Origin of the sequence: Streptomyces sp. NBC_00433 (assembly GCA_036015235.1) — a bacterium.
In the GTDB taxonomy this organism is placed as follows: Bacteria; Actinomycetota; Actinomycetes; order Streptomycetales; family Streptomycetaceae; genus Actinacidiphila.
Map to the genome: position 1 here is coordinate 6,800,194 of CP107926.1, position 13,107 is coordinate 6,813,300.

Annotated in this window: 13 protein-coding genes; 4 read left to right on the top strand and 9 right to left on the bottom strand. The window is 73.8% G+C overall.

Annotated elements, in window-relative coordinates; translation table 11 throughout:
* Nucleotide 1 precedes the first annotated feature (1 nt).
* The 4 genes from OG900_28995 to OG900_29010 form a co-directional block, all read right to left on the bottom strand.
* Nucleotides 2-289: a hypothetical protein gene (locus tag OG900_28995; protein WUH93755.1), complete on the bottom strand. Its 288-nt coding sequence runs from the start codon at nucleotides 287-289 to the stop codon at nucleotides 2-4.
* 177 nt (nucleotides 290-466) lie between these two features.
* Entirely contained in the window at nucleotides 467-1,282 is an 816-nt protein-coding gene (locus OG900_29000) for a hypothetical protein (protein ID WUH93756.1), read from the bottom strand.
* 138 nt (nucleotides 1,283-1,420) lie between these two features.
* A complete protein-coding gene (locus OG900_29005; protein ID WUH93757.1) occupies nucleotides 1,421-2,353 on the bottom strand; it encodes an N-acetylmuramoyl-L-alanine amidase in 933 nt (310 codons plus the stop codon).
* 74 nt (nucleotides 2,354-2,427) lie between these two features.
* Complete coding sequence (locus OG900_29010; GenBank protein ID WUH93758.1) at nucleotides 2,428-3,066, bottom strand: class I SAM-dependent methyltransferase; 639 nt, start codon at nucleotides 3,064-3,066, stop codon at nucleotides 2,428-2,430.
* Nucleotides 3,067-3,257: 191 nt separating this feature from the next.
* Here OG900_29010 and OG900_29015 point away from each other — a divergent pair, with 191 nt between their 5' ends.
* Nucleotides 3,258-4,631 (top strand): MFS transporter, encoded by a 1,374-nt coding sequence (locus OG900_29015; GenBank protein ID WUH95970.1) that lies wholly within the window; start codon nucleotides 3,258-3,260, stop codon nucleotides 4,629-4,631.
* A 54-nt stretch (nucleotides 4,632-4,685) separates the two neighbouring features.
* Here OG900_29015 and OG900_29020 read toward each other — a convergent pair whose 3' ends face one another.
* Nucleotides 4,686-5,309, bottom strand: coding sequence for a response regulator transcription factor (locus tag OG900_29020; protein ID WUH93759.1), 624 nt, complete (start codon nucleotides 5,307-5,309; stop codon nucleotides 4,686-4,688).
* A gap of 110 nt (nucleotides 5,310-5,419) precedes the next feature.
* Here OG900_29020 and hemC point away from each other — a divergent pair, with 110 nt between their 5' ends.
* From hemC to OG900_29035, 3 genes are all read left to right on the top strand, one after another.
* Entirely contained in the window at nucleotides 5,420-6,355 is a 936-nt protein-coding gene (gene hemC / locus OG900_29025) for a hydroxymethylbilane synthase (GenBank protein WUH93760.1), read from the top strand.
* A gap of 96 nt (nucleotides 6,356-6,451) precedes the next feature.
* Complete coding sequence (locus OG900_29030) at nucleotides 6,452-7,900, top strand: ATP-binding protein (protein ID WUH93761.1); 1,449 nt, start codon at nucleotides 6,452-6,454, stop codon at nucleotides 7,898-7,900.
* Nucleotides 7,901-7,909: 9 nt separating this feature from the next.
* The gene (locus OG900_29035) at nucleotides 7,910-8,353 is read left to right on the top strand and encodes an ASCH domain-containing protein (protein ID WUH93762.1); all 444 of its coding nucleotides are present in this window, start codon (nucleotides 7,910-7,912) and stop codon (nucleotides 8,351-8,353) included.
* Nucleotides 8,354-8,362: 9 nt separating this feature from the next.
* On the opposite strand, the gene OG900_29040 is transcribed toward OG900_29035, so the two are convergent.
* From OG900_29040 to OG900_29055, 4 genes are all read right to left on the bottom strand, one after another.
* Nucleotides 8,363-9,577: a sensor histidine kinase gene (locus tag OG900_29040; protein WUH93763.1), complete on the bottom strand. Its 1,215-nt coding sequence runs from the start codon at nucleotides 9,575-9,577 to the stop codon at nucleotides 8,363-8,365.
* 61 nt (nucleotides 9,578-9,638) lie between these two features.
* Entirely contained in the window at nucleotides 9,639-10,370 is a 732-nt protein-coding gene (locus tag OG900_29045) for an ABC transporter permease (GenBank protein WUH93764.1), read from the bottom strand.
* Entirely contained in the window at nucleotides 10,367-11,296 is a 930-nt protein-coding gene (locus tag OG900_29050; GenBank protein ID WUH93765.1) for an ABC transporter ATP-binding protein, read from the bottom strand. The genes OG900_29045 and OG900_29050 overlap by 4 nt, the downstream gene beginning before the upstream one ends.
* A gap of 528 nt (nucleotides 11,297-11,824) precedes the next feature.
* Entirely contained in the window at nucleotides 11,825-13,003 is a 1,179-nt protein-coding gene (locus OG900_29055; GenBank protein ID WUH93766.1) for a hypothetical protein, read from the bottom strand.
* Nucleotides 13,004-13,107: the final 104 nt, after the last annotated feature.

The following is a 13,107-nucleotide window of genomic DNA, read 5'->3' on the forward strand; positions in this document are numbered from 1 at the left end:
CTCAGGCCCGGTTGACCCGGCCTACGATCGCATGGGCTATCACGCTGTAGACGACCGCGGGCAGGCCGTAGTTGAGCACGGTGCGCCACTTGGCGTTGTCCACGGTGAAGAGGTCCTTCGACCATCCCGCCAGCCAATTGGCCGAGTGGTGGACCCAGTTGACCAGGTCGTTCGCCCGGTTGGCGTCGAAGACGAAGAAGAGTATCCACAGGACGAGGATCAGAACTGCGATGTCTGCGGCGATGAGGATGATCGCCGCGGCGGGGTTGCCGCCATACCGTCTGGCCATGGCAGCCGCCTTGCCCCGATCGGGTGGTTGAAACCACTCGGACGCACGGCGGTCGCGCGGATGTGCGATCGGGCGCGGCGCCCTCGTGACCGCACAGGTAACGGCGACGGCGGCCGGCCACCCCCGCGGGTGGCCGGCCGCCGTCGCCGTTACCTGTGGCGCCTGTGGAGATACGGTTCAGCCGCGCTGGATGCCGCTGCTGTCCTGCAGCACACCGCGACGGCCGTCCTGGGTCTGCGCGATCAGCGCGGAGCCGCGCTGGTCGACGGCCAGGTACCAGGTGCCCGGGGTCAGTTCGGCGATCTGCGCACCGGAGTTGTCCTCGGCGAACAGCGGGCGCGGCACCGGCACCGCGAACCAGAACGCGGTGAAGTCCGGCGACGGCGCCGGAGTCGCGGCGGGCGTCTGCTGCGCGGCGGCCTGGCCGCCGTAGGGCTGCTGCTGGCCGAAGGCCGGGTCGACGGACTGCGCGCCGCCCGGGTAGCCGTAGCCGGCCTGCTGGGGCGCGGCGCCGTAGGGTGCGGCACCGCCCACCGCGTAGGGCTGCTGCTGGCCGGCCGGCGAAGGGGTGCCCATCAGCGGGGCCTTGAGCGCCGGCAGCCGGCTGGAGAGCGGTGCGGCGACGGCGATGGCCACGCCGAACAGCAGGGTCAGCCAGTTGCCCGAGCCCTTGTCGACGCCGTCGGGGTTGTGGAAGAGCGTCGCCCACACGGCCGACCAGCCCACGAAGATCGACAGCGACACGGCCCACTGGTCGAACGACAGCCCGAGCACCTGCTTGCCGTTGAACTGCGGTGCGCGTGCCAGGAGTACGGCGCCGGCCGCCACGAGCGCCGCCAGCGTGACCGACGGCAGGGTCGGGAACCAGTCCGAGTGCCACAGGTTCCGGGACTCGGACCCCACGCTGTAGAACGGCAGGAAGGAGGCGATCAGAAGCAGCACCGCTGCTCCGATCACCGCGCCGTCTCCTCGGGTCAGGGAGCGGATGTTCACGTCAGGTCCTGTCCTTTGTCAGTTCTGTCAGTTCTCTTGGGCCACTCGGGGCGGTGCCCCATGGTACGAGGACGATCTTGGCCGGGTGGCCGGGTATGGGCATTGGTGCACGATCCATACCGGACTGCTACAGCCCTGTCACCTCTTCCCTTCAAGGAAGGCGGTGATTCCGTCGGCGATCCCCTGCGCAGCCTGCTGCCGCCAGGCGGCGTTCGTCAACGCGGCGGCGTCATGCGCATTGCGCATGTTGCCGCATTCGATGAAGACCTTCGGCACCCGTGTGAGGTTGAGGCCGCCGAGGTCGTCGCGAATCGTCAGGCCTTTGCCGCCCAGGTAGTTGGCGAGCGGTTCGCCCGTGGCGGTGTGGAAGTGCGACCGCAGCGTGGTCGCCAGCAGCAGCGAGGGCGCCGCGACGGCCCGGGTGTCGGCCGCGCCCTTGTGCACGGACCTGGGCGCGATGACGTGGAAGCCGAACTTGTCGGCGGGGGCGCCGTCCGCGTGGATCGACAGGGCCGCGTCCGCGTGTGCGGCATTGCCGATCCTGGCCCGCTCGTCCACGCACGGGCCCCAGGCCCGGTCGCCGTCGTGGGTCAGCACGACCTTCGCGCCGCGCGCGAGCAGCAGCGTCCGCACGCGGTGGGCGACGTCGAGGGTGTAGGCCGCCTCGGGATAGCCGGCATCGGTCTCGGTGCCGGTGGTGTCGCACGCCTTTCGGTTGGTGCCGATGTCGACGAGCTTGTTCACCTCGGCGGTGTGCGCGGCGTCGCCGAGGTTGTGCCCCGGGTCGATGACGACGGTCCTGCCCGCCAGGTCCCCGCGGGGCGCGGCGGACGAGGTCGCCCCCGGGGCGGCGCTCACGTCACCCTGCGCCACCGGGGCGCCTTGCCTCCGCGTCGCCGTGGGCGCGGCGGACGGCGTGCCTGCGGGGCCGCGGCCGGCCACCGGGCCGGCGTCGGACCCGCGCTGCGCGTCGTACACGAACCAGCCCGCCACCAGCGCCACGGCCACCACCACCGCGGTGATGACCAGCGACCGGCCCCGAGCGCCCCCGTGTGACTCGTTGCTGAACACGCCCGCGACTCTATCGGCCCTTCTCGCCGCCCGGCACCGCCCCCGGTGAACCGGCCCGCGGATCGGCGGCGGTACTACCGTACGACGCTGCCGGTCACTCTCCGCAACAGCTGGAGGGAGCGGGTCTCCGCTTCCCGGACGAAGGCGCCGGACTCCAGCGCGCGGCGGTAGACGCGGTAAGGCGCCTGGCCGCCGTCGGCGGGGTCGGCGAAGACGTCGTGGATCGCCAGCAGCCCGCCCTCGGCGACCCGGGGCGCCCAGCCCTCGTAGTCGGCCGTCGCGTGCTCGTCGGTGTGCCCGCCGTCGATGAAGACCAGGCTGAAGGGCCGCGTCCACAGCGCCGCCACCTGCGGCGACCGCCCCACCACGGCGACCACGTGCTCTTCGAGTCCGGCCGCGTGCAGGGTGCGGCGGAAGTGCGGCACGGTGTCGATCAGGCCGGTGTGCGGGTCGACCAGCGACGGGTCGTGGTATTCCCAGCCGGGCTGCTGCTCCTCGCTGCCCCTGTGGTGGTCCACGGTCACCACGACCGTGCCCGCCTGCCGGGCCGCGTCCGCCAGCAGGATCGTGGACCGCCCGCAGTAGGTGCCGACTTCGAGCAGTGGCAGCCCCAGGCCGGCGGCGGCCTTCTGCGCCGCCTCGTGGAGCGCCAGGCCCTCGTCGGCGGGCATGAACCCCTTGGCGGCCTCGAACGCCGCGAGCGCGTCAGTCATCCCGGCATCCTACGAAGCGGCTGGTCGCGGTGGCCCGGACCGCTGGTCGTAGGGCGAAATGCCGATGCCGCGGGGGCAGTTGGCACGGCAGCATGGATGCCGTGAGTGAAGCCATCGGACAGCGCACCCCGACAGGACCCACCAATCCCACCGAACCCGGCACGAAGCGCGCCGCGCCACCGGCGTGGGCGGTGCTGCTCGCGGTCTGTGCGGGACAGTTCCTCGTCGTGCTCGACGTGTCCGTCGTCAATGTCGCGCTGCCGTCGATGCGCGGCGCCCTCGGCTTCGGCGAGACCGGCCAGCAGTGGGTGGTCAACGGTTACGCGCTCGCCTTCGCGGGCTTCCTGCTCCTCGGCGGCCGGGCCGCCGACCTCTTCGGACGCAAGCGCACCTTCCTCACCGGCCTCGCGCTCTTCACCGCCGCCAGCCTGGCCGGCGGCCTCGCCCAGAGCCCCTCGATGCTGATCACCGCCCGCGTGATGCAGGGCCTCGGCTCGGCGGTGCTCGCCCCGACCACGCTGTCCATCCTCACCACCTCCTTCCCCGAGGGCCCCGAGCGGACCCGGGCCATCGGCACCTGGACCGCGGTCGGCGCCGGCGGCGGCGCGGCCGGCGGCCTGGTCGGCGGGCTGCTCACCGACCTGCTGTCCTGGCGCTGGGTGCTGCTGGTCAACGTGCCCATCGGCGCGCTGGTCCTGGTCGGCGCGGCCCTGTGGCTGACCGAGAGCCGGGGCGCCACCGTCCGCCGGCTCGACGTCCCGGGCGCGGTCCTGGTCACCGGCGGCGTCGCCGCCATCGCCTTCGGCATCGCGCAGACCGAGTCGCACGGCTGGACCTCGGCGGTGTCGCTCGGCCCGCTGATCGGCGGGCTCGCGATCCTCGCGCTGTTCACCGCGGTCGAGGCGCGTACCGCCCAACCGCTCATCCCCTTGCGGCTGTTCAGCATCCGCTCGGTGTCCTCGGCCAACACGGTGCTCTTCACAGCGGGCGCCGCGACCTTCGCCACCTGGTATTTCCTGTCCCTCTACATGCAACAGGTGCTGCACTACAGCCCGATACGCACCGGCCTGTCCTTCCTCCCGCACACCGTCGCGATCATCATCGGCTCCAAGCTCGCCCCGCGGCTGATGGGCCGCTTCGACGCCCGGCTGATCGCCGCGGCCGGCGGCGTGGTCGCGGTCGCGGGCGCGCTGTGGCAGAGCAGGATCACCGCGGACGGCACCTTCCTCGGCATCATCCTCGGCCCCGGCATCCTGACCATGCTCGGCGCGGGCATGCTGCTCACCCCGGTCTCCGCCGTGGCCATGTCGGGCGTCGGCCGCGGCGACCAGGGCCTGGTCTCCGGCCTGCTCAACACCTCACGCCAGCTCGGCGGCGCGCTGGGCCTGACCATCCTCGCGACGGCGGCCGCGTCCCGTATCTCCACCCGCGCCTCGGGCGGCGCCGACTCCGCCCACGCCCTGTCCGCCGGCTACGGCCTGGCCTTCCTGATCGGCGCGGCCTTCATCGCGGCCGGTACGTGCCTGGTGGTGCTGCTGCCGAAGCCGGTGCCGCGGGCGCGGTGACGCGAACGGGCCGCCGGGTGCCGCCGGCCTCCGCGGCCCGCGTCGGGGTCCGCGTCAGAGCCAGCCGTTCTGCCGGGCGGTGCGCAGCGCCTCCATGCGGTTGCGGGTGCCGGTCTTGCCGATCGCGGCCGACAGGTAGTTGCGTACCGTCGACTCCGACAGGAAGAGCCGCCCCGCGATGTCGGCGACGGTGGCGCCGTCCGCCGCCGCGTTCAGCACGTCCTGCTCCCGCGGGGTCAGCGGGCTCGGGCCCGTGCTGAGCGCCGCGGCGGCCAGCGCGGGGTCGATGACCCGCTCGCCCCGCAGCACCCGCCGGATCGCCCCGGCCAGCTCCTCCACCGGCCCGTCCTTCACCAGGAAACCGGCCGCCCCCGCCTCCATCGCCCGCCGCAGATACCCCGGCCGCCCGAAGGTCGTGAGGATCAGCACCTGGCACTCCGGCAGCAGCCGCCGCAGTTCCGCGGCCGCGTCCAGCCCGCTGCGCCCCGGCAGTTCGATGTCGAGCAGCGCCACATCGGGCCGTGCGGCCAGCGCCTCCTCGACGATCCGATCCCCTGCCGCGACCTGGGCGACGACCTCCATGTCGTCCTCCAGGTCCAACAGGAGCGCCAACGCCCCGCGCATCATGCCCTGATCCTCGGCGAGCAGCACCCGCACGGGCTTGTCCTGGTCCGTCACCCGCCCAGCGTATCCAGCCGCCCGCCGTGGCCCTACGGCGTGGGCCGCGGCCGCCGCGCCGACACGGTGTTTGCAAAAGTGCTCCCGCGGGCGGCGTAGCTTGGGTCACCGTGACCCAATACCTCGTCGGCTCCCGGGCCAGCAATCTCGCGAAAGCGCAGGTAAGGGAATATCTGCGGCCCTTGCGCGAGCGTTTCCCCGACGTCACCTTCACCCACCGGGTGATCCTGGAAGGCGGCGACAGGGACCGTAAGTCACCGGTCTCCGCGGTGTCGCCGGTGAGCGGCGGCTCCGCCTTCAGCACGGAGCAGGAGGCGGCGCTGTCGCGCGGTGACGTGGACGTGGTCGTCCACTCGCTCAAGGACCTCCCCACGTCGAATCCGGCAGGCCTCATGCTGATGCCGCCTCCCGGCAGGGAGGACGTCGCCGACGCGCTGTGCGGCTCGACGCTCGCCGGACTGCGCAAGGGGGCGAGGGTCGGCACGGGCGCCGCGCGCCGGGCGGCCCAACTCCTCGCGGTACGCCCCGACCTCCAGGTCGTCCCGATTCGCGGCAATGTCCCGCCCCGCCTGAAGAAGATCGAGACGGAGGGCCTGGACGCGGTCGTCCTCGCGGCGGCGGGCCTTCGCCGGCTCGGCCTCGACGACGCCATCGGCGAGATCCTCCCCCTCGACCTCTTCCCGCCGAGCCCCGGCCAGGGCGCCCTGGGAATCCAGGTCCGCACCGACAACTCCGCGGTACGTGAGATCCTCGCCACCGCGGGCGACCCGTCGGCCGACGCCCAGGTCCGCGCCGAGCGCGCCTTCCTGGCCGAACTCCACGGCGGCTGCAGCGTCCCCGTCGGCGCCTACGCCGAGCCCCTCCCCGACGGCCTCCTCCGCCTGACCGGCCAGGTGACCTCCCTCGACGGCACGCGACGCGTCTCGGCCCACCGCACCGGCCCGGCGGCCGAGCCGGAGAAGCTCGGCACCGCCCTGGCCGCGGAGCTGATCGCCCAGGGCGCCCAGGTGATCCTCGACGCCGTACGGGCCGCGGCGGCGGGCTGAAGACGTCACGCTGCCAGCGCGGCGGGTTCAGGTAAAACCAATCTAGGTAGATGTAATCTACGTAGATGGAATCTACCTGAATGAAGGGGCGGGACAGTGGCTGAGACGTTCGTCGGTCGGCGGCAGGAGCTGGCCCTGCTGCGCAAGCGGCTCGACCGGGTCGCGGACTCGGGGGCCGGGACGGCTGTCGCGCTGCGCGGGCGGCGGCAGGTGGGGAAGTCGCGGCTCGTGCAGGAATTCTGCGACCGCGTCGAAGTGCCGTACCTCTTCTTCACCGCCACCAAGGGCGCCTCGCCGGTGGAGGCGGTGAGCGCCTTCTACGCGGAGCTGCGGGAGTCGGGGCTGCCCACCGACCCCGAGCTGGTGCCGAGCGGCGGGTCGGGCAGCTGGCCCGACGCCTTCCGGGTGCTGGCCTCCGTACTGCCCGACCGGCCGTCCGTCGTGGTCGTCGACGAGCTGCCGTGGCTCGCCGAGCAGGACGACCTCTTCGACGGTGCGCTGCAGACCGCGTGGGACCGGCTGCTGGCCAGGCGGCCGGTCCTGCTGCTGCTCCTCGGCAGCGACCTGCACATGATGGAGCGCCTCACCGCGTACGACCGGCCCTTCCACGGCAGGGCCGACACCATGATCCTCGGGCCGCTCAATCCCGCCGAGACCGGCCGGGCGCTCGGGCTGGAGGCGGCCGACGCCATCGACGCGCACCTGGTGTCCGGCGGCCTGCCCGGCATCCTGCGGGTGTGGCCGCACGGCACACCCGCGACGGCCTTCATCGAGGACGAGTGCGCCGACCCGGCGTCACCGCTCTTCGGAGTGCCCGAGGCCGCGCTGATGGCCGAATTCCCCGCGCCCGACCAGGCCCGCCGGGTCCTGGAGGCGGTCGGCAGCGGCGACCGTACGCACGCCAACATCGCCGCCGCGGCAGGCGGCCGGGAGGGTTCCCTTGCCTCGGGGGCGCTGTCGCCGCTGCTGCACCGCCTGGTCGCCGAGAAGCGGGTGCTCGCCGCGGACCTCCCGCTGTCCACCACTCCGGGGAAGCCCGCGCTCTACCGCGTGGCGGACAGCAGCCTGCGCCTCTACCTGGCCGCGCTGCGCTCCGCGCAGGAGCAGGCCCGCCGGGGCAGGTCGGACTCCGCCTACGACGTGGTGCGGCGGCGCTGGTCGACCTGGCGCGGACGGGCGGTCGAGCCGCTGGTCAGGGAGTCCCTGGAGCTGGCCGGAACAGCGGGGGACCTGCCGTGGCCGGACACCGAGGCAGTCGGCGGGTGGTGGAACCGCCGCTTCGACCCGGAGGTCGACCTCGTCGGCGCCGACCGAGGGCCCGTCGCGGGCGCCGTGCACTTCGCCGGTTCGATCAAGTGGCTGGACTCCGCCTTCGACGCCCGCGACCTCGCCGCACTCACCCGCGCCGCCCCGCGGATCCCCGGCTTCGACCCGGGAAGCACCGGCCTGGTGGTCGCCTCCCGCTCCGGCGCCGACCTGCCCCCGGGGGCGGTGGACGTGGTCTGGTCCCCGGCCGACGTCCTGGCCGCCTGGCCTGCGGGCTAGCATGCCGCCATGGCGTCAGACGCGGGGCTCGACCCCGACACGTTGCCCAAGGCCCAGTTCGGCTTCCCCGGGCCGCTGCGGGACCAGCTGGTCGCGGCGGTGCTGGACGGGAGCAAGACGTCCACCACCGGGGTCGTCGCCGACTACGAGCACGAGGGGGAGGCGCTGCCCGAGGTGGGGGAGCGGGCGGTCGTGGTGGATTCGGACGGGCGCGGGGTGGGCGTCATCGAGGTCACCGAGGTGCGGGTGGTGCCGCTGCGGGAGGTGGACCTCGCGCACGCCGTGGACGAGGGGGAGGGCTACGAGAGCGTCGCAGCCTGGCGGCGCGGGCACGAGGATTTCTGGCACGGGCCCGAGATGCGGGCCGCGCTGGACGACCCGGGATTCACCGTCGGCGACGACACCCCGCTGGTGCTCGAGCGCTTCCGGCTGGTCGCCGACCTCCGCGGCTGAAACAGCCGGTCAGGCGTCCTCGCCCAGCGGCAGCACCGCCGCGACCCGGAAGCCGCCGCCGGGGGAGGCGCCCGAGGTCAGGGAGCCGCCCGCGGCGGCGAGGCGTTCGGTCAGGCCGCGCAGCCCGGTGCCGGTGCGGGTGGCCTGGAGCGTGGCTCCCTCACCGGCGGCGGACAGCGGGCCGTGGCCGTTGTCGGTGATCGTCAGGCGGGCCAGGCCGTCGGCCGTGTGCAGTTCGATATCGGTCCGGGTCGCGCCGCTGTGGCGTACGACGTTGGTGACGCCCTCGCGCACCACCCAGCCCAGCAGCGCCTCGGTCTGCGGCGGCAGCGGCGGGCCCGACTCCTGGAGGACGACCTCGATGTCGGAGGCGGTCAGCGCCGAGCGCGCCCGGTCCAGCTCGGTGGACAGGCTGCCCTCGCGGTAGCCGGTGACGGCCTCACGGATCTCGGTGAGCGCCTGGCGGCCGACCGACTCGATGTCGCCGACCTGCGTCAGCGCCGCGTCCAGGTCGCGCGGCGCCAACCGCCGCGCGGCCTCGGCCTTCACCACGACCACCGACAGCGTGTGGCCCAGCAGGTCGTGCAGGTCGCGGGAGAAGCGCAGCCGCTCCTCGGCGACGGCATTGCGCGCCAGCTCCTGCCGGGTCGCCTTGAGCTGGTCCACCGCGTGGAAGAGGGTGATGATCACCGAGACGACCAGGCCGGACAGGAACGTGCCGTACGACAGGCTCGCCGTGCTCCAGAAGCCCTCGTGGTGCAGCCCCGACACGGTCCCGGCACTGGCGCTGAGCAGCATAAGCATCACGCCGAGCCCGCGGCGGCTGCTCGACACGCTGCCCGCGCACAGCGACACCAGCACGAACAGCAGCATGAAGTTGTCGCCGTAGCCGATCGCCAGCGACAGTGTGACGGCCGCGAGCGCCCACAGCAGCTGGTAGGGCAGCGGGCCGGTCCGCAGCCGCGCGTCGAAGGCGGACCTGATCGTCGATATGTAGAGCACGCAGAAGGCGACCAGGCCGGACGCGGCCAGCCACGGCATCGGCACCTCGCCCTTGACGATGTCCGTGGCCGGGCCGATCACCATCAGCAGCCACGGGATCAGCGCGCCGCCGTCCGGTGCCTTGAGGTGCTCGATCTCCCGCTCGAACTCGGCCGGGCCGCGCGTCCACCACTGCCGTCCTGCGCGGCACCGCTCCGCGGCCGGATGGTCCTTCGTCGCCATGCTGGGTCCCCGTCCCCGTCGGTCATGTGTCCGTCGTACGCCCCGCCGGGGAGCCGCGGCATTACGCCGTCCGTGCGCTCCGCCGGTAGGAGAACACAGCGTAACCGGCGAAAACGGCCAGCCAAAGGCCCAGCACACCGACCGTTCCCGGGCTCGGGGCGTGGTGGTCGAGCACGCTCCAGCCCAGGTCGCCGAAGCGGTTGGTCGGTGTCCAGCGGGACACCGCGGCCAGCCAGTGCGGGAAGACCTCGACCGGGATCCACAGCCCGCCGATCACGGAGAGCCCCATCATGCTGACCATGCTCACGACACCGGTGGTCTGGGCGGTGAGGCCGTAGCCGTTGCCCAGGCCCAGCAGCGTGAAGGGGATCGTGCCCAGCCACATCAGCGCGGCCGCGGCCGCCCACTGCCACACCGCGAGGCGCACGCCGTTCACCAGGGCGCCCGCGGTGAAGACGGTCACGATCGCCGGCAGCACGGTCACGCCGGCGGTCAGCGCCCGCCCGAGCACCACCTGAAGCGGGCTCAGCGGGGTGACCCGCAGCTGCCGCAGCCAGCCGCGCGCCTTGTCCTCCGCGACGCCCGGCCCCACGGCGAGAGCCGCGCCCAGCGCCCCGTAAGCGGCCATGCCGATCATCGAGAAGCGGGCGTAGTCCATCTTGTCCTGGCTGCTGTCGCCCGTGCCGAGGTTGGTGAACAGCAGGTACATCATCAGCGGGGTGGCCACCCCGACGACCACGAAGCCGGTGTCCCGCAGGGTGCGGCGGACCTCAAGGCGTACGTACTCGATCATCGGACGGCCTCCTCGTACGGCGTCGTCTTCTCGTCCGCGTCCGCGTGCGCGGTCAGGGTGAGGAAGGCCTCCTCCAGGCTGGCCGGCGTGACCGCGAGGCCATGGACCCGGTCCGCTCGCGCCAGCGCCATCACGGTGGCGTCGGAGTCCGCGCTGCGCAGCACCGCGCGGTCGGCGCGGACCTCCACGGCCAGGACCCCCGGCAGGCCCCGCAGTCCCTCGGTGCCGCCGCCCGCCAGGTCGAACGACACGAGCGTCGCGCCCACTTGGCGCTTGATGGCCTCGCCGGTGCCGTCCGCGACGGTACGGCCCTGGTCGATCACGACGACGCGGTCGGCGTTGCCGTCCGCCTCCTCCAGGTAGTGCGTGGAGAACAGCACGGTGTTGCCGCGGGCCGCGTAGCCGCGCATCGACCGCCAGAACGCGCGCCGCGCCTCCACGTCCAGCGCGGCCGTCGGCTCGTCGAGCACCAGCAGTTCGGGGCCGCCGGCCACGGCCAGCGCGAAGCGCAGCCGCTGGGCCTGGCCGCCGGACAGCCTGTCCACCCGCCGCGCCGCGAGATCGGCGATCCCGGCCAGGTCGAGTGCCTCGGCCGTCGACAGCGGACGCGGGTACGTGGACGCCACGAAGCCGACCAGCTCCTTGACCGTGGTCCGCGGAATGGGCTGCCCGACCTGCAGCATCGCCCCCACCCGCCCCGCCCGCACGGCCTCCTGCGGCGCCCCGCCGAACACCCGCACCTCACCGGCGTCCGGCCGGTCCAGCCCGAGCAGCAACGCGATGGTCGTCGACTTCCCGGCGCCATTGCGCCCCAGCAGCGCCACGGTCTCGCCTGCGGCGAGCCTGAGGTCGAGCCCTGCCAGCGCCTCGACGCTGCCGAATCTCTTCCGTACGGCCCTGAATTCGGCCGCCCCCGTCATGTCCATACGACGAAGTTACGCACTGGCCTCTGCCCCGCGGCAGCCCCGTTTGTCCCGCCCTCCCGATGACAAATGTCCCGCCCCCTGCCTCCGCCCGGCGGCGGGACGCACGTCACCGCCGGCCGTGGGGGGCTGCCCGGTCCACCCCCAGAGCTTCGCCTGGGGGTACCCCCATCTCGCTTCGCTCGGGACCACCGGCCGGTGGTGGGTTGTGCGCGTCCACGCGGTGCCAGCCGCAGGTCAGCGGGGGCATGTCCTGCCCAAGGGGAACCGGGTCCGGGGGCCGGGGTCAGGACTCGGGGCGGCGGTGGCGGCCCGGGGGTGGGGAGTCGTCCGGGGGCAGGGGGGACTCGGGGCCGCGGTGGCGGCCCGGAGGGGCTTCGGCTTCGGACATGTTCGTACTCCCCGTGGAAACGCGCCGGCGCCGTCGCAGAAAACGGGCAAACAGGGAGAACCCGTGGTCACGTTGGGTCCCCCGATGCGCGACGGCGAGTGGCGAGTCTAACGGCGTGTCCGGAGCCTCGCGCATGGGGGTCACCCCGCGAGCGGTGCCTGCTGCAAGGGCAGCACGCACCACGTCCGGCGGGCCGGGAGCGCCGGGAGCGTCGGACGTGCCGGCAGCGCGCGGACCGGGGGGACATGGACGACGGCCCCCGACGCGGGAGCGGCTGCCGGCTCCGGCCAGCTGGCCGGCGGGTCGTAGGCGGCGAGCCCGCAGGGGCCGTCACCGGCGGCGTGCGGCAGCCGCAGCTCGTCGCCGGGCAGCCACATGCCGGCCGCGCCGAGCCAGCCGGGCGGCGACGCCCGCCAGTGCACGCGGCGCTCGCCCGGCCGCCACAGCGCCAGCGACTCCGCCCCGCCGGGGACTTCCGCCCGCAGCGCCACGACCGACGCCTCGGGCATGAGGATCTGGCCGGGCTGGGCGGCGACCGGGGTGAGCAGCACACCGGGCACCCGCAGCGCGTCGGGGAAGCGCACCGGGCGCCTGCTGCCCAGCACCCCCCACCCGAGCCGCGCCTCACCGGTGGCGTCGCTGCGCAGCAGCAGCAGCCCGCTGTCGGGTTCGGCGAGCAGCAGCCGGTCGTCGCTGTCGTCGGTGATCTGGAGGAGCGGGCTGGTGCGGCCGGTGTGCAGGTCGGCGGCGACCGCCTTCGTCCGCCCGTCCAGCTCGCGGTCCACGGCGAGCAGCCGCCCGGCCCGGTCCAGCCAGACCCCGCCGGTGCAGCGGCCCGGCACGGTCATGACGGCTTCCGGCACACCGGCGGCCGTACCGTGCACGCGCCAGATCCCGGTGCTGCTGGCGTCCTCGTCGTAGGCCACGGCGTAGGCGGCGCCGCCGGGCGCGGGCGGCAGCAGCCGTACGTCGCCGCCGGTGAGCGAGCCCGCCGGCAGCTCCCCGGTGCCGGGTCCCGACGGGTAGAGCAGCACCAGGTCCCAGCGGTCGGCGAGCCGGCGCCGGAGGAGCACCCGCCCGTCGGCCAGCGGCAGCACCTGCGTGCCGGGTTCCTCCGGCTGCGGGCCGGGCAGGGGCACGGCGTACGGCTCGGGCCCGGTGAGCGTCCACCGCTCGGCGAGCAGGCCGCGGCCGCCCGGGTCCCCGCCGGGTGGCGGCGCGGTCTCGGCGAGGCAGGCCGCGTACGAACCGTCCGCGGCGATCGTGAAGCCCGACCGGCGCACGGTACGCGGCACGCCCGCCGTCCGGAGTGCGCTCATGGCGCCTACCGCACTGACTGCACTGACGGTCATATGAATCGTCCACCTCCGGCTCAGGACCGTACTTTTCGTACTTCCGGACGATCAGCGCGAGTGGGTGCAGT